At 41.4% G+C, this 16,626-nt stretch carries 13 protein-coding genes and 1 pseudogene; 6 read left to right on the top strand and 8 right to left on the bottom strand.

What is annotated here, in order from left to right; all coding sequences use genetic code 11:
• Nucleotides 1-158: 158 nt before the first annotated feature.
• The 3 genes and pseudogenes from J576_RS06015 to J576_RS06025 all read right to left on the bottom strand — a co-directional run bounded on the left by J576_RS06015 (nt 159) and on the right by J576_RS06025 (nt 3,605).
• Nucleotides 159-1,682 (bottom strand): DHA2 family efflux MFS transporter permease subunit, encoded by a 1,524-nt coding sequence (locus tag J576_RS06015; RefSeq protein ID WP_002051997.1) that lies wholly within the window; start codon nt 1,680-1,682, stop codon nt 159-161.
• Between the two features lie 6 nt (nt 1,683-1,688).
• Nucleotides 1,689-2,840, bottom strand: a pseudogene (locus tag J576_RS06020) (EmrA/EmrK family multidrug efflux transporter periplasmic adaptor subunit).
• 267 nt (nt 2,841-3,107) lie between these two features.
• Nucleotides 3,108-3,605 carry a thioesterase family protein gene (locus J576_RS06025; protein WP_031951233.1) on the bottom strand — a complete coding sequence of 166 codons (498 nt, stop codon included), beginning with the start codon at nt 3,603-3,605 and terminating at the stop codon, nt 3,108-3,110.
• A 142-nt stretch (nt 3,606-3,747) separates the two neighbouring features.
• Here J576_RS06025 and hemB point away from each other — a divergent pair, with 142 nt between their 5' ends.
• Together hemB and J576_RS06035 are read left to right on the top strand one after the other, a co-directional pair.
• The gene (hemB, locus tag J576_RS06030; RefSeq protein WP_002052046.1) at nt 3,748-4,761 is read left to right on the top strand and encodes a porphobilinogen synthase; all 1,014 of its coding nucleotides are present in this window, start codon (nt 3,748-3,750) and stop codon (nt 4,759-4,761) included.
• Between the two features lie 25 nt (nt 4,762-4,786).
• Nucleotides 4,787-5,902 (top strand): NAD(P)/FAD-dependent oxidoreductase, encoded by a 1,116-nt coding sequence (locus J576_RS06035; RefSeq protein ID WP_002052038.1) that lies wholly within the window; start codon nt 4,787-4,789, stop codon nt 5,900-5,902.
• Here J576_RS06035 and J576_RS06040 read toward each other — a convergent pair.
• Both J576_RS06040 and J576_RS06045 read right to left on the bottom strand, forming a co-directional pair.
• Complete coding sequence (locus J576_RS06040; protein ID WP_002052044.1) at nt 5,894-6,799, bottom strand: TIGR01777 family oxidoreductase; 906 nt, start codon at nt 6,797-6,799, stop codon at nt 5,894-5,896. The two genes, J576_RS06035 and J576_RS06040, sit on opposite strands and share 9 nt — an antisense overlap.
• 83 nt (nt 6,800-6,882) lie before the next feature.
• Nucleotides 6,883-7,335 (bottom strand): ABZJ_00895 family protein, encoded by a 453-nt coding sequence (locus tag J576_RS06045; protein WP_002052009.1) that lies wholly within the window; start codon nt 7,333-7,335, stop codon nt 6,883-6,885.
• A gap of 379 nt (nt 7,336-7,714) precedes the next feature.
• On the opposite strand from J576_RS06045, the gene J576_RS06050 reads away from it, so the two are divergent.
• Entirely contained in the window at nt 7,715-8,092 is a 378-nt protein-coding gene (locus J576_RS06050; protein WP_001091952.1) for a VOC family protein, read from the top strand.
• A 69-nt stretch (nt 8,093-8,161) separates the two neighbouring features.
• Here J576_RS06050 and J576_RS06055 read toward each other — a convergent pair whose 3' ends face one another.
• Complete coding sequence (locus J576_RS06055; RefSeq protein ID WP_025467940.1) at nt 8,162-8,635, bottom strand: OsmC family protein; 474 nt, start codon at nt 8,633-8,635, stop codon at nt 8,162-8,164.
• Between the two features lie 164 nt (nt 8,636-8,799).
• Here J576_RS06055 and J576_RS06060 point away from each other — a divergent pair, with 164 nt between their 5' ends.
• Nucleotides 8,800-10,068 carry an exonuclease SbcCD subunit D gene (locus J576_RS06060; RefSeq protein WP_002052072.1) on the top strand — a complete coding sequence of 423 codons (1,269 nt, stop codon included), beginning with the start codon at nt 8,800-8,802 and terminating at the stop codon, nt 10,066-10,068.
• 9 nt (nt 10,069-10,077) lie between these two features.
• Complete coding sequence (locus J576_RS06065) at nt 10,078-13,674, top strand: AAA family ATPase (RefSeq protein WP_002052034.1); 3,597 nt, start codon at nt 10,078-10,080, stop codon at nt 13,672-13,674.
• A 120-nt stretch (nt 13,675-13,794) separates the two neighbouring features.
• Here the strand turns inward: J576_RS06065 and J576_RS06070 are convergent, their stop codons facing one another.
• Complete coding sequence (locus J576_RS06070) at nt 13,795-14,637, bottom strand: undecaprenyl-diphosphate phosphatase (RefSeq protein WP_002052041.1); 843 nt, start codon at nt 14,635-14,637, stop codon at nt 13,795-13,797.
• A gap of 107 nt (nt 14,638-14,744) precedes the next feature.
• On the bottom strand, nt 14,745-15,437 hold the full coding sequence (locus J576_RS06075) for a YggS family pyridoxal phosphate-dependent enzyme (RefSeq protein ID WP_002052048.1): 693 nt from the start codon (nt 15,435-15,437) through the stop codon (nt 14,745-14,747).
• Nucleotides 15,438-15,563: 126 nt separating this feature from the next.
• Here J576_RS06075 and J576_RS06080 point away from each other — a divergent pair, with 126 nt between their 5' ends.
• Nucleotides 15,564-16,601: a type IV pilus twitching motility protein PilT gene (locus J576_RS06080; protein ID WP_006581387.1), complete on the top strand. Its 1,038-nt coding sequence runs from the start codon at nt 15,564-15,566 to the stop codon at nt 16,599-16,601.
• Nucleotides 16,602-16,626 lie beyond the last annotated feature (25 nt).

Raw genomic sequence — 16,626 nt, forward strand, 5'->3', positions numbered from 1 at the left:
GTTATGCCTCCTTGCTTGATATCACACTCTTTTATAACTGATTTACCCAGTTCTGGCATGCTTTATTTCTTTAAATGTAGACAAAATCTGCTATTTATAAACCCACTCATTTTTTAGCAGACCTAAAAAAGCACCTCCGAAGAGATGCTTTTTGATGTTTAGTGGGAAGGCATTCCGCTGACCTGTTTGGGTTTTGGACACAACCAGATGACCAGCCCCGCAAAGACAAATACAATCGCAAACAGCAAAAACACATGGTTTGCCGACATGGTAATGGCTTCTTTATCGACAAGGTTAGAAATAATTCCTAAGGTCGAGTCAGTCGTAAAACCATTTTGCAGAAGGTTGTTTTGAACTTCAGTTGGGTTCAGGTTTGACACCATTTCACTACGAGCAACTTTGGCGTGGTCATCCCACACAGTCACTGCAATTGAAGCACCAATCGCCCCTGCCATGGTTCTTAAAAAGTTCATGAGGCCTGCAGCAGATGCAATTTCTTGCTGGAGCACTGAACCCAGTGCAATGTTGGATAGTGGAATAAAGAAGAACGGTACTGCAAAACCTTGCAAAATTTGCGGCCAAGCCAACGCCATAAAGTCGGCATCTGTAGTCCAGAATGCCCGCATTAAAGTCACTATACCCAGCAAAATTAAACCGAAACTCGCCAGTGCGCGTGGGTCATGTTTGGTCGAAAGTTTTGCCACAATCGGTGACATGGTCAAACTACCAAAGCCCATGGTTGCGGTTAAATAACCAGCCCACGTCGCGGTATAGGAAAGGTTCATTTGCAGCCACTGCGGTATCAATACAATACTGCCAAAGAATGCGCCAAAGCCAAGCGACAAGGCCAGTACCGAAATTGCAAAGCCCCTATGCCTAAAGACTTTGACATCTACCACGGGATGTTTATCGGTGAGCTCCCATATCAGGAACACCACAAAGCCAATGGCGGCAGTTAAAGCTAAAACCACAATGCTGGTGCTATTAAACCAGTCGCGTTCATGCCCCAAGTCGAGCATAAGTTGTAACGCACCAATCCACAGAATTAACAGACCTAAACCAACAGTATCGATTCTTAAAGAAATGGTTTCTGTTTCGGCTACTCTTAACAAGCGCATTGCTGCTAATACACAGACAATACCAACCGGTAAGTTAATAAAGAAAATCCAGTGCCAAGACAGATTATCACTAATCAGACCACCCAAAATTGGTCCTAAAATTGGTCCGACGACGGTAGTCATTGCCCATAGGCCCATTGCCTGTGCATGCTTTTCTTGAGGGAAAATACGCATAAGCAAGGTTTGGCTGAGTGGCATAAGTGGACCACCACAAAGGCCCTGCCCAATACGGAAAAACACCAACATTTCTAACGATGTTGCCAAACCGCACAGGAAAGAAAAGACCGTAAAGCCAATTAAACCAAATATAAAGACCCGCACCGTTCCAAAGCGGCCTGCAAGCCAGCCTGTTAAGGGTACACAAATCGCCTCTGCAACTGCATATGAAGTAACGACCCATGTCCCTTGTGTGCTTGAAACAGCAAGGTTACCGGTAATATGCGGTACAGAGACGTTAGCAATGGTCGTATCAAGTACGACCATAAAGTTCGACAAGGCAATAACAAACGCTGCCAGTAGTAAACGGCCACCGCTTAACTCGGCAAAAGGTGTTTGCGTTTTCATAAGCGTTTACTTCGCAGATAAGTCGACTTTTGCTTCCATCGACAAGCCAACACGCAGTGGGTGTTCAGCAAGTTCTTTCGGATCAAGTGCAATACGAACCGGTAAGCGTTGAACCACTTTAATCCAGTTACCTGTTGCGTTTTGAGCCGGAATTAAGGCAAAGGCAGAGCCTGTACCACCAGAGAAGCCTACCACTTTGCCGTGGTATTCAACGTCATCACCGTATAAATCTGAAGTCAGTGTCACGGGTTGACCCGGACGGACTTTTTTCAACTGACTTTCTTTAAAGTTAGCGTCTACATATAACTCGTTCAGCGGCACAATCATCATCATGCTGGCACCTGGTGCAACACGTTGTCCAACTTGAATATTACGACGAGTAATTACACCATCGACTGGGGCACGAATGACCGTACGTTCTAAGTCAAGCTGAGCTTGTTCAACATGGGCTTGTGCAACTTGTACATCCGGAGTCGATGTTTCACTTACACCCTGAATTAAAGCTTCGTTTGCAGCTAAAGTACTTTCAGCAGCTTTACGGCTTGAAGACGCTTGCGCTAAACCAGCTTTGGCAAGCTCTAGCCCTGCTTTAGCTGTTTCAACCGCACTTTGTGCTTTAGTCAGTTCTTCTTTAGACACCGCACCAGAGGCAGCAAGCTGCGCACGGCGGTTGAGTTCTAAAGCTGCTTTGTCGTAGTCGGCCTGTGCTTGAGCAACTTGCGCTTTAGCACTGTTAATTTCGTCAGCACGAACCACAACTTGAGAGTTTAAAGAACTACTGTTTGCCGCAGTCTGTTTGTATTGGCGTTTTGCTTTGGCAAGTTCTGCCTCGGCTTATGCCAATGCAATTTTGGCATCACGGTCATCAATACGAACCAGCACATCACCCCGATGTACTGTTTGAGTATCATTTACCAAAACCTGAGCGACCTGACCGCTCACCATTGAGGTAATTTGCGCGGTTTCTGCACCGACATAAGCATTATCTGTACTCACCGAGTGATTTAAAAATAATGCCCAAATTGCATATAAAATAGCGGCGATCAATAAAATCAGCGCAAAAAAACCAAGAAATTTTTTGCGCTTGTTTTGGTTGTTGTCATCCGAGGCAGATGTTGTTGGCACTGTTTCTTGTACATTGCTTTGTGCATCAGTCATGGTATGTTCCTAAAGATGAGTTGGCTTTGCCATCAATCTCGCACTACACCTTGTTATAGAGTTTTTATTATTCTATGAACAAGACATATCGCATTGTCAAAGCAGTCAATTTTAACGCTAAAACCTCATGATATGAGAATAAAAAAATATAACTCATGCGTTCGTTCTAATTAAATTAATGTTTATCTCAAGATTTTTATGAAAATTTTAGCTTTTTTAAACACAAAAAAAGCACCCTAGGTGCTTTTAAATTGTTCAATTCATCGCCTAATAGGCATATGAAGCGATACCCGCGGCGATGGCTTTATCTTCATCATTGACCATCGTCATACGCATAGTGCAGCCCTTACGACCTAAACGTAACACTTCCGCGCGTGCAATAAAATACTTACCGCGTCCTGGTGCCAAATAATCTACACGCATATCGACAGTTGCCAAGCGCGTAACTTGTTTAATAGTCTCAGGCAGGGTTTCGGGTGTTGAACGGCGATAGAGATGTTCCATTGCCACAATTCCACCAATACTGTCGAGTAAAGTTGCAGCTACACCACCATGTAAAACCTGAAAAGCCAAGTTACCAATCAGCTCAGGTTGCATTTCAACATAGCCTTCAATGTGCCCATCTACCACACGCATAATCATTCCACTATGCTTAAAAAAAGGACAGCTATTAAACGCCTTACATAATTGGCTGAGCACCACATTTAGGTCAGTTTTTGCACCTAATTGTATGTTCCCCGTCCAATTTTTCTTTTCATCACTCATACGTTGCCTAAATTTAAAAGCATGATAAACACCCATAATTTTGTACAAATACAGCATTATGGGGCTACAATACAGCAGTCGGTTGACAGTAATGGAATATCCGCCAACCTATCCTAGTGTAATACCGAACATCGAGATTGTTATGACTTATACGTTCAATCGTCCTGCATTTCCAGCTACTCGCATGCGCCGTATCCGTAAAAATGACCAGTTGCGTGCGATGGTCAGCGAAACACAGCTCACTACCAATCACTTGATTTATCCAGTATTTGTATTACCGGGACAAAATCAGACCCAAGATATTCCAAGTATGCCGAACATTCAGCGTTTGTCGGCAGACTTGTTACTGAAAAAAGCTGAAAGACTTCTAGAATTAGGCGTATCAAAACTGGCTCTTTTTCCAGTTACCCCGCAAGAAGATAAAAGCCTGACCGCAGAAGCTGCATGGCGTGAAGATGGTTTAGTTCAAACTACTTGTCGTTTGCTTAAAAAAGAATTGCCAGAAATGGTATTAATCACTGATGGTGCACTCGACCCATATACGACTCATGGTCAAGACGGCATTATTGATGAAACTGGCTATGTGCTCAATGACGAGACTGTAGAATGCTTGATTAAACAAGCATTGAGTCACGCAGAAGCAGGTGCCGATGTCGTTGCACCAAGTGACATGATGGATGGCCGTATTGGCGCAATTCGTCAAGCTTTAGAAGCCAATGGTCACATCTATACCAATATTATGGCCTACTCTGCAAAATATGCGTCTAGCTTCTATGGTCCGTTCCGTGATGCTGTTGGCTCTGCATCCAACCTAAAAGGTGGTAATAAATATAACTACCAGATGGACTTTGGTAACCGTGCCGAAGCTTTACACGAAGTTGCGCTAGATATTCAAGAAGGCGCCGACATGGTCATTGTAAAACCGGGCATGCCATATCTGGATGTGGTACGTGAAGTGAAAGATACCTTTGGTATTCCAACATTCATTTATCAAGTGAGTGGCGAATACGCCATGTTAGCGGGCGCAATTCAAAACGGCTGGTTATCAGAATCAGTGATTTTAGAATCACTCATGTGCTGCCGCCGCGCTGGTGCAGACGGAATCTGGACTTACTTTGCAGAAACCGCTGCTGAAAAACTCAAGGAAATGAACTAAGTTCGCAGAGAAAGGATAACACTGCATGCATATTGCAATCATTGGCGCGGGCATAAGTGGATTAATGTCTGCGCTGGAGTTGGTTGAACAAGGCTGTACCATCAGCATTTTTGATCAACAACAAGCGGGACAAGCAGCCTCTTGGGCTGGCGGAGGTATTCTCTCTCCGATGTACCCGTGGCGTTATGTGCATGCAGTGAACCAACTTGCTCAATTTGGTAAAGCCTCTTATCAAGCATGGAACCAAAAGCTCTACCCTGTTACAGGAATTGATTTTGAAATTCATGACACAGGCATGCTGATTTTTGATGAAGAAGATTTTGACATCGGGCTTTCTTACGCCGAGCAACATCAAGAGCCAATGCAGCGCTGTGAATATTTACAGCGAGATGCGCTAGAGCAAGTTAATCCGCATATTTCCGATCAGTTTCAAGAAGCGATTTATTTCCCTGAACTATCTAATATTCGTAATCCGCGTGTATTACAGTCCCTGATTCGCTATTTAAAGCAACATCCAAATGTTGAGTTTTTTGAACATGCTGCTGTTAAAAAACTAATTCAACAAGGTGATGTGATACAAGCGCTCCAAACCGAAGATGGTCGCAAACATACAGCAGACCATTTTGTAATAACTTCGGGCGCTTGGAGCCATTACTGGAACTCTCAATTACAACTTGAAATTCCAGTCGAACCTGTTCAAGGCCAAATGCTGTTATTTAAAACCCCTGCTCACTGGCTACCGACCATGTGTATGAATCGAGTCATGTATTTGATTCCACGTATGGACGGTCATATCGTGTGTGGGTCAAGTATGGCACATCGTGGTTTTGACACCTCTACCGACGAAACGACTCAGCACAATATTTTAGAAGCATGTTTAGAAATGGTGCCTGAACTGGCCGATTTCCCGATTGTACATCGCTGGGCAGGCCTCAGACCAAGTTCACCAAACGGTGTTCCATACATTGGCAAAATGCCTGAAATGGACAACCTCTGGGCAAACTTTGGTCATTTTAGAAATGGTTTGTGTATGGGCGCAGGTTCTGCACAATTGCTTCGTCAGCTTATGCTAGGTCAACCAACATTAGTTGATGCCAAAGCATATTCACCAGAGCGTTTGCAAAATAAAATCTTAGCCTGACGCGAGTATATTTTCTAAAGCCATTTTCAATTGAGGATAAGTAAACTCAAATCCTTCTGCTTGTAAGGCTGTGGGTTTAACGTATTGACCATTCAAAATCAATTGCGACTGTTCTCCTAACAAATAGCGAAAAACCGTGCTTGGTGCTGATAATATTGGTTTCTTATTTAAAACCTCTGCTGCTTGTTCAATAAATACCTTTTGAGTCACGTTTTCTGGTGCCACCACATTATGAGTTTGAGCAGATTGAGGATGTTTAAATATAAACTCGATCGCATTTAACACATCTTCAATATGTACCCAAACCACAGGCTGACGACCATGACCAATTTGACCGACTAAATTAAGTCGTATAGGAAATAACATTTTAGGCAAAATGCCACCGCCCTGCCCAAACACTACACCTAAGCGAATAATTTTAGTATTTTGCTGAGTATCTGCTAAAGCTGCTTGTTCCCACTCTTGGCAAAGTCGAGACATAAAAATAGGCTGTGGCGAGCTTTGTTCAGTGCACTCCTCTACCCACTTTTCTTGAACATCAATCCCGTAATAGCCAATGGCCGAGCCAGAAACAATCACTTCTGGAAAAATTTCAGATTGTTTGAGCCACGCATACAATTTTCGGGTCGTATTTACACGGCTTTCAATGAGTTGTTTTTTACGTGACTCGGTCCAGCGTTTCTCACCAATATTTGCACCAGCCAAATTCACCACATAGTCAATTTGACGGGTCGTAATATCTTCAAACTTTTGTACCCACTGTAAGGCAGGATGGTCAGATTCCTTTCCAGCCTGCCGTGTAACAGCAATCACATTATAATTTTTTTGTAATAGGAACTTAATTAAATGCGTTCCAATAAAGCCACTGGCACCAGTAATTAATACATTCTTATTCATATTTCCTCCTAAGCTGAGGATTCAAGTTTTATTTTATTGTATAAGACTCATTTATATTTAATCGTATGAGTTTTCGTAGTGATCTATTGCACATTGAACATTTTGTCTGCCATACGCTGTGCCTGTTTGCCATAAAACCAGTAAGTAATTAAATACAGCGGAATAGCCAACATTAAAATCATAATGACCATAATACTTAAGAACTGAGGCTGCTTGAGGTAAAGCATAAAGTTTTGCAAAATCTCAGGGTCTTTTCTTGAAAATAAAAACAGACCGAACAAAACACCACACAAGTTATAGCCCCAAAATATGAGGGTAAAGCCTAAAGTAAATTTCTTTTTTTCTGGTACAGTCGGTGCACGGCGTTCTTTCTTTAAAAATCTAAATAAGACAAAAATCATTGCGCCTAAATATGGAACGGCTGTTAAAATACCGCCTACACTCGCTGGTAATAGTGCTGCAATCACGCCTACAATTAAGGTAAGCACGAGGCACAAAGCAAAAAACCAGAGAAAGTAAGAGCGTAATTTGGTCATATTTTTGCCTAATTTATGGGTTCAAAAAATAATTATAAATTTTTTTCGATTTTTTTTCATTTTTCTGTCAACCAATCCTGATTTCTTGACGTTATATAGGGTAACAAGGTCGCAGCAACCGAATACTTCCTTTGCACGGCATCCGCAAAATTGTTTCGGTGACCTTTCATTACGACTCTTTCTTCCTTCGGATTAGGTTTTGTTAGCAGCCGAAACCCTTGATGAAGTCTTTGACCGACGATTCTCTCATCACTCGAATCGTCGGTTTTTATTTTCTAGCATTTTCATTTATTTTACGCTCACCATACACAATGGTTATTTCATAGCCATGAAAGGCATGCCTATACTTTTTACACCATAAAAATACGATTTAAATAATATGAACACTATTGCCTATTTCGAAATCCAGTCTTCAAACCCTGCCCGCGATGCGCAGTTTTATCAAGCTGTGTTTGGTTGGCAATTTAAACTCGATGAAAGCTTACCGATTGAATATTACCGCATAGAGACACCTTCAATTATGGGTGGTCTATTAAAACGCCCTGCTCAAACACCGCCAATGGAATATGGCACCAATGCATTTACTTGTTCGGTTCAGGTGGAAAACTTCGATGAGGTAGCTGCAAAAATTTTAGCGCAAGGCGGTATTGTCGCAATGGATAAATTTGCTATTCCGGGCCGTGCTTGGCATGGTTACTTTGTCGATTTAGACCACAACGTTTTTGGTATTTTCCAAGTCGATGAAAATGCAGCTTAAAGATTTTACTTAGCCCATTTATTTTAATTTATAGCCACCGCTTTTTTATCAGTGGCTATTTCATATAGTTTATTCAGCAAAGCTAAAAGTGGCTTCACATGTAATTGGGAAATTCACCGAATTGGCAATCATACATTCATGATGCGCTTCTTCATGCAATTTTGCTGCAAGCTCTTGGTCAGCACCTTTTTCTAACACAACCTCGGGCCTTAAAATAATTTGAGTAAAGTGACCACGTTTGACCGGATCTGTGTCTTCCATAAACCCAAGTGCATGGTCAACATAACTCACAACATGAATATTATTGACTGCACAAAGGTGTAAATACCAAAGCTTATGACAAGCAGAAGCTGACGCGACCAATAAATCCTCTGGGTTCCATCTAGTCACATCGCCTAAATAGGCAGGGTCTGATGAACCTTGAATAGTAGTCTTTTGAGGATGCTGAATACTAAAGTCTCGTTTATATGAACGATAAGATGAAGTGCCTGTACCCGTATTGCCTTCCCACTGTATTTTTACTTCGTATTTATGAATAGTCATTTTGTTCTCAAAGTCCATGGTTTGCCTTGATAGTAACAAAGCAGAGTTTAAAGTGAAAAATTTAATTCAAGTTTTACTATAGGCTTAAATAACGAGCACTTTAAAATGTCTTGATAAAATCTCCTGCCAATTTATGCTAACGTATCTGTGTTTATTTTGGCTTGATGTCTGTTTCTATGTCCGTACATTTTCTACATACTTCTGACTGGCATTTGGGGCAGTTTTTTTATAATCACTCTCGACATTACGAACACCAACAATTTTTAAGCTGGTTGCTCATTCAAATTCAAGAAAAACAACCACATGCCCTGCTTATTGCTGGCGATATTTTTGATGTCATTAACCCGGGTTCTCAGGCACAAAAACAACTCTACCAATTTTTAGCAGATGCACACCGCATTGCACCGCACATGCAAACACTCATGATTGCGGGTAACCATGACTCAGGCTACCGTATTGAACAAGTCGAACCACTTTTAGAAAAATACAATGCAAAAACCGTGGGCGTAGTTCGCTGGAATGAAGATAAAACTCTAGATCTCGATCGACTACTTTTACCTATTTATAATCAAAATCAAGATATTGTGGCGTGGTGCCTTGCCCTGCCTTTTTTACGCTCGGCCGAAATTACGGGCTTTAACGAATATACCACCAATAGCAAAAATGCGATTGCTTATTTGCACCAGCAACTCATTGCAGAAGCCAAACGTCGCAAGACACCGGATCAAGCGCTTATTTTGATGTCACATGCCCATATGCAAGGTGGCGAGACATCCGACTCTGAACGCCCCATTATTATTGGTAATGAAGAGGCGCTTTCAACAACTTTGTTTGAAGATGCGGTCGACTATGTCGCTTTAGGACATCTACATAAACCACAAAAAGTAGGTCAGCCGCACATTCGTTATAGCGGTTCACCCATTCCACTTTCTTTTAGTGAAATTAACTATAAACACCAAGTGGTTGAGGTCAAAATCGACCCGACTCAAGACACAAACAACCGTTTGCAATTTGAAGCAGTAGAAATTCCGCGTTGCATACAATTGCACCGTATTCGTGGTGAGCTAAACGAGGTACTGCAACAACTCAAAGCGTTGCCTCACGGCGTGATTGAAAATATTGACCACCGTGAATATGTCGATATTGAATATTATAGTTTAACGCCGCCACAACCCAATTTACGTCAGCAGTTTGAAGCAGCTCTACCACCTGACCGCTATCGTTTAGTGCGCATTTCACGTCAATATGTCAATAAAGACACGACTGATTCAAATACCACCCAGCACATTGCACTTGAACCGCCAACACCAGAAAAACTCTTTCAAAACATCTGGGAAAAACAAGGTTACAGCGCCGATGATGCGGTCTTAAAAGATTTTCTGAGTCTGGTACAAGAAGCACAAAAACATCTTGAAAATGATGCAAGCCATTAAGGATATGTCATGAAAATTTTATCCATTCGAATAAAAAATCTGGCATCGCTTGCTGATGAACATTTTATTGATTTTGAAAGCGCACCTCTGGCCCATGCAGGTCTCATTGCGATTGTGGGAAAAACTGGCGCAGGTAAATCGACCATTTTAGACGCGATGTGCCTAGCCTTATTTAATCGGGTTCCACGTCTTAAAGACAGCGACGGCAAATTAAAAGATGTTGATGGTTCCGAGTTACTCACTAACTCACCTTTAACTGTCTTACGCCGTGGTACAGGACATGGTTTTGCTGAGCTTTGCTTTATTGCACAAGATCAAAAACGTTATTTGGCTCGTTGGGAAATTAAACGTGCACGTGAAAACCCAAATGGCAAATTACAAAGCGTGCAGCGTCACTTAAAATGTCTAACCGATGGGGTGGTACTTGCTGACAAAGCCAAAGCGGTTGATGAAAAAGTTAAACAAATTACCCAGCTTTCTTTTGAACAGTTTACGCGTGCCGTATTACTTGCTCAGTCCGAAGTGACCGCATTTTTAAAAGCTAGAGACAGCGAACGCGGTGAATTACTTGAGTACCTAACCAATTCCAGCATTTTTGCTAAAATTGGTGAACTGGCTTTTCGTAAAACAGCAGATATTGCAAAACAGCGTAAACAGTTGGAAGAATTTTTAGGTCACATTGAAATTTTGTCTGATGAAGAGATTGCTGCATTTACCGAGCAATACCAACAAGCTGAACAAAACTATCAACAGTTAGAACAACAAAAACATGTCTTAGACAAACAGCAACAATGGTTTGAACGCAAAGCAAAACTTGAACAAGAAGTTCAAGCTAAACAGCAACAGTTTCAAACTCAGCAAAATCACTATCAACAACTGGCTAGTGAACGTGAGCAATTAAAACGTCTCGAAGTTTTCTCCGAAATACGCCCACAAGTCTTTCAACAAGCTCAAAATTTACAAACACTACAACAACTTGAGCCGCAAATTCAGCAAGCTCAAACTAAGTTTAATGACCTGCTACAAATTTTTGAAACGGGACAAAAACAATATCAACTTGCAGAACAACAGCTCAAACAAACCCTCGATTTTGAGCAACAGCATCAACATGCTTTAAATCAAGTTCGACAGTCCATTCAAGAACGTGCTTTTATTGCCGATGAATATAAAAAGTGCAAAGAAAAAAGACAGGTACTTGAGCAAAAGCTAAGCCCATTGCAACAACAGCAAAACGCTGTACAACAGCAGATTGCACAGCTTGAGCAGAACAAAATTCATTTACAACAGCATCTGATCCAGACTCAGCAATATGCTGTATTAGATAAGGGTCTTTCAGCACATCTACATCAGCTTGGGCAATTTATTCAAAATTACCAAACGATTGAACAACAGATTGGAAACCCTACCCTTGCTCGCCAAAAGCTATCGGAAGCTAAAAGTGAACTCGAACAACTCACAGATTCACTAGGCACCGTTGAACAGATTGAGTTAAAGCTTGAACAACAGCGAAAAGATAAAGATCAGAAACTTGCTCAAGTCACGCAGTTAGATCTGATTCAACAGAAAATAAAAATTTATCATGAGCTATATGCTGAGCTTCAGCAATTCACTGAAAAACATACTCAAGCCTCCGCGCAAGAAGAGCAACTTAAAACCGTTTGCCAATTAGCTGAACAAGACTACCAAACAGCAAAAACTGAACGTGAAAAACTACAACACATCCTACAACAGCAGCATTTACTACACACCGAAAATATTGAGCAGTTACGTGCCAATCTTAAAGAAGGTGAAGCGTGTTTAGTGTGTGGAAGTACCCATCACCCCTACCGTATTGATGACAGTGCGGTCTCCAAGGCCTTGTTCGATTTGCAGCAACAGCAAGAGCAACAAGCTATTGCACTCGAGCAAACTAAGTTTAATGCATGGCAAACCCAGCAACATGCACTTACTCAGTGCCGTGCCGAGCTTGAACAAGTTCAGAAATACCTAGCTCAACTGCAAGTAAAACAAACGCACTTACAGCAAGAACTTGAGCAAGGGTTTAACCTCAATCAATTACACATTGAGCTTAATCAAGCACCTGAACAAATCTTGCAAACGCTTAACGAACTCAGACAAGCAGCACAAACTGCCATAAGTTCATTTGACTCAGAAAACGTACGTTTAACCCAAGCCATTAAACAACACAATCAGCTTGTTCAAACGATTCAGCGTAATGAAAGCTTGCTGAATACAGCACAGCAATGGCAACAACAAGTTCAACATATTGTTGAGTGTTTATCGGAAACCGAACAGCAGGCATGGCAGCAAGCAAGTAGCCAAACAGCTAAGCAGACTTGGGCTATTCTGGATGTACGTGCTAAGCAACTTGAACAACAAGAACAGCTTTCACAGCGTTTTGAACAACAGCAGCAAGAACTTAAAATGTTGACTGCTAGCCTTGAACAAATGACCAAGCAAATTGATGAGATCGATCAAAATCTCCAAGAGATTACGCTTAAAGGTCAACAAAATAACGAAAAAGCGGTATCGCTCATTCAGCAAATGACGGGCCGTTCGGATATTAAGCCGCATGAATGGTTAATTGAGCATGACGCTAAACGTCAGCAACAACAAACGGCGTATCATGAGGCTAAACAGCGTTTCGAACAAACCAGACAATACTTTGAACAGCAAAAACAATCGCTCGATCAACTTAAACATCAGTATCAACACACAGAACAACATCAACAGCAGATTGATGGGCAAATTCAAAACTGGTTAAAAGCCCATACTGATTTTCAGGCATCTGATCTTACAGCGCTCATACAGATTAATTCTGCACAAGAGCAAGACATTCGTAACCGTCTTAATCATGCCGAGCGTTTATTAAGTGAAGCCTCTTCTGCCCTTAAAACAATGCAAGAGCAATTAAGCGAGCACTTACAAACTCAGCCAGATATTGAATACGAAAAGCTCATTACCCTCATTCAAGACAATATTGCAAAGCTCAAAGCACAGCTTGAAGTACGTGACGGGCTAAAGCTGAAGCTTGAATTACATCAGCAAAACCTTGCCAAACAGCAACAATACGCCGAGCAAATTCAAAACATTCAACAAGAAGAACATCGCTGGAGCAAAATTTCAGGCTTGATCGGTGATGCAAAAGGTAAAGAGTTCCGCGACTACGCTCAGCAATATCATTTAGATATTTTAGTTGAACATGCCAACCAACAACTGGCGATGCTTTCTCAGCGTTATACGCTAAAACGTCTTGATCAGTCATTAAGTCTTGCCATTATTGACCACGACATGGATGGAGAAACCCGCTCAGTCGCTTCTTTATCTGGTGGTGAGTCATTCTTAACTGCACTGGCCTTGTCTTTAGCAATTGCCAATATGGCATCGGGTTCAATGAAAATTGAATCACTATTTATTGATGAAGGCTTTGGTACTTTAGATGCCTCATCTTTGCACATGGTCATGAATGCTTTGGACCAATTGCAAAATCAGGGACGTCAGGTCATTCTCATCTCACACATTCAAGAAATGCATGAGCGTATTCCTGTACAAATTCAGGTGAAACCACTTGGCGCTGGCGCGAGCACCATTGAAGTGGTAGGTTAATTTAATCTGGGTACTTATCTTAAATTTGATTGAATCTTATATAAAAGAGGGGCGTATGAATTACGCCCCTCTTTTATTGTATGGTCTTGTACTAATTTTTTATTTTTTAAACATCAAAAATTAATTCACGCAGAGTACGACAATTGCGAAACCAATACAGTACAGACCGAATAAATGCCAGCGTCCATGTTCTAACCATGAAGACAACCATTTTAATGCTAAAAGCCCAGCACCAAAGCTAAAGCACATCCCTAATAAGCTTGGAACTATCGAATGGAATACTTGTCCATGAGCTACGGTTTGTAAGCCTTGAGCGTGAACTAAACGATATAATTCTTTTAGAATTACTGCTGGCGTTAATACCACAGCCAATGCAAAACTGAACTCTTCAGTTTTTTGGCGAGATACCCCTAAAAATAATCCTGTAGAAATTGTAGCGCCAGAACGTGAAAAGCCACGGAAAGGTAAACATAACGCCTGTACTGCCCCAATAATAGAAGCACTACGCAAACTGATTTCACCAGATTGTCCGCGATCTAAACGCGAAGATAAAATAATCAGGACACCTGCCGAAATCAGTGCAGCTGCCATTAATTTTGAGTTACTAAACAAATGCTCAATTTCGAAACTGCTCGCGCCGCCGAAGAATACATGTTTAATAATAGATTGGAGCGCTAAACCGAGTACACCAGTAATTAGGGTTGCTAAAATAATATAGAAAGCTTGTTTTTTAAAACTTTCCCAAGAAGAAAAATAAGTCTTTTTCCAAGATTTCCAAAAGTAAACGATCACGGCAAACATCGTACCTGTGTGCAACATCACAAGTAAGAAGGTCATGTCAGGTGCAGATGGATCATACCCCATTAACTTTTCAGCTAAAATAACGTGTGCGGAACTAGAAACCGGCAATAATTCAGCAAAGCCCTGAATAATTGCCAGAATGAAAACATGCAACAAATCCATACATTACACACTCAAATATTAAAATATCTGGTTTATAAATGAGGAAAATTAAATTTAAATTAACCGATTACAGTTTCGCCACAAAATATTTAGCTAAACCTTAAAAGTTATTTTTTTACAACAGGATCACGTTTTCCAAACAAAGCAGTTCCCACACGAACCATAGTTGAACCTGCAGCAATTGCAGCATCCAAATCGCCTGACATCCCCATACTTAACGTGTCCCAGTCTTGCGCGTGGGCATGTTGCTCTTTCACCTCATCAAATAGTTTTTTAGCATCTGCAAAAGCGGCAGTATTGTCTGGTGCCGGAATTACCATTAAGCCACGTAGCTTGATTTTCGGCAGTTGACTTATTTGAGCAACCAATTCGGCAACTTCTTCCGGTGCACAGCCATCTTTAGTGTCTTGCCCATCAATATTGACTTGCAAACAAATATTAAGTGCAGCTTGGATATCACCACGTTGGTTAGACAAGCGCTCTGCAATAATTAAACGATCTACTCCATGTACCCAGTCAAACTTTTCAGCCAAATGCTTGGTTTTATTACGTTGAACATGTCCAATAAAATGCCATTCAATATCTAAGTCATGCAGAGCTTCTATTTTATCCAAAGCTTCTTGTAAATAATTTTCGCCGAATGCTCTTTGTCCCGCTGCATACATTTCACGCAATCTTTCACTCGGATGTGTTTTAGATACGGCTAAAAGTTGCACAGTTTCAGGCGCACGCTGAGCATGTTCACAAGCAGTTCTGATTTGCTGTAATACGTGCTGCCGCGCATCTTGCAGGTAATTCATTGACAAGGTTCTCATTTTCAAAAAACTTTTTTGCTTTTCACCTAAAGCGAGGTGTTGGTAAGCCTCGGTGAAAGCCGTATATTATTCTACAAAATAATGACATATTTTGATTTACTTGGGGAAATTATGGATATTACAGAGCTACTCGCCTTCTCTGTGAAAAATGGCGCGTCCGATTTGCACTTATCAGCTGGTATGCCACCAATGATTCGTGTCGATGGTGAAGTACGTCGTATTAACTTGCCAGCCTTAGAACATAAAGATGTCCACCGCCTCGTTTATGACATCATGAATGATAAACAGCGCCGTGACTATGAAGAAAAACTCGAAACTGACTTTTCTTTTGAAGTACCGAATGTTGCTCGTTTCCGTGTAAACGCATTTAACCAAAACCGTGGTGCTGGTGCAGTATTTCGTACCATTCCATCTAAAGTCCTCACTATGGAAGATCTAGGCTTAGGTCAAATCTTTAAAGATATTTGCGACTATCCTCGCGGGATTGTACTGGTCACAGGTCCAACAGGTTCGGGTAAATCAACTACGCTTGCAGCGATGCTCGATTATATTAATGAAAACCGCTATGACCATATTTTAACGGTGGAAGATCCAATCGAATTTGTACACCAGTCTAAGAAATGTCTGATTAACCAGCGTGAAGTGCATCGTGATACACATGGCTTTAATGAAGCCCTTCGTTCAGCACTACGTGAAGACCCAGATATTATTTTAGTCGGTGAGATGCGTGACCTTGAAACGATTCGATTAGCACTTACTGCTGCCGAAACAGGTCACTTGGTATTTGGTACGCTTCACACCACATCGGCTGCAAAAACCATTGACCGTGTGATTGACGTATTCCCTGCCGAAGAAAAAGACATGGTTCGTGCCATGCTGTCTGAATCTTTACAAGCCGTTATTTCACAAACCCTGCTTAAAAAGAATGGTGGTGGTCGTGTTGCGGCACATGAAATTATGATTGGTATTCCGGCTATTCGTAACTTAATTCGTGAAAACAAAGTCGCACAAATGTATTCAGCTATTCAGACTGGTGCTAACCATGGTATGACAACCCTCGACCAAAGCCTAAAAGGTTTGGTTTCACGTGGTGTAATTAGTCCACAAACAGCCCGTACAGCGGCGAAACAGCCTGAATCATTCCTATAAAAACAATAAAATAGCGAGAGTACAA

This window comes from Acinetobacter sp. 766875, from assembly GCF_000582055.1.
GTDB classification, from domain to species: Bacteria; Pseudomonadota; Gammaproteobacteria; order Pseudomonadales; family Moraxellaceae; genus Acinetobacter; species Acinetobacter nosocomialis.

Bases quoted from the DNA above. Each gene is read 5' to 3' on its own strand.
- J576_RS06015 (WP_002051997.1), bottom strand. From the start codon at position 1,682: ATGAAAACGCAAACACCTTTTGCCGAGTTAAGCGGTGGCCGTTTACTA.
- J576_RS06025 (WP_031951233.1), bottom strand. From the start codon at position 3,605: ATGAGTGATGAAAAGAAAAATTGGACGGGGAACATACAATTAGGTGCA.
- hemB (WP_002052046.1), top strand. From the start codon at position 3,748: ATGACTTATACGTTCAATCGTCCTGCATTTCCAGCTACTCGCATGCGC.
- J576_RS06035 (WP_002052038.1), top strand. From the start codon at position 4,787: ATGCATATTGCAATCATTGGCGCGGGCATAAGTGGATTAATGTCTGCG.
- J576_RS06040 (WP_002052044.1), bottom strand. From the start codon at position 6,799: ATGAATAAGAATGTATTAATTACTGGTGCCAGTGGCTTTATTGGAACG.
- J576_RS06045 (WP_002052009.1), bottom strand. From the start codon at position 7,335: ATGACCAAATTACGCTCTTACTTTCTCTGGTTTTTTGCTTTGTGCCTC.
- J576_RS06050 (WP_001091952.1), top strand. From the start codon at position 7,715: ATGAACACTATTGCCTATTTCGAAATCCAGTCTTCAAACCCTGCCCGC.
- J576_RS06055 (WP_025467940.1), bottom strand. From the start codon at position 8,635: ATGACTATTCATAAATACGAAGTAAAAATACAGTGGGAAGGCAATACG.
- J576_RS06060 (WP_002052072.1), top strand. From the start codon at position 8,800: ATGTCTGTTTCTATGTCCGTACATTTTCTACATACTTCTGACTGGCAT.
- J576_RS06065 (WP_002052034.1), top strand. From the start codon at position 10,078: ATGAAAATTTTATCCATTCGAATAAAAAATCTGGCATCGCTTGCTGAT.
- J576_RS06070 (WP_002052041.1), bottom strand. From the start codon at position 14,637: ATGGATTTGTTGCATGTTTTCATTCTGGCAATTATTCAGGGCTTTGCT.
- J576_RS06075 (WP_002052048.1), bottom strand. From the start codon at position 15,437: ATGAATTACCTGCAAGATGCGCGGCAGCACGTATTACAGCAAATCAGA.
- J576_RS06080 (WP_006581387.1), top strand. From the start codon at position 15,564: ATGGATATTACAGAGCTACTCGCCTTCTCTGTGAAAAATGGCGCGTCC.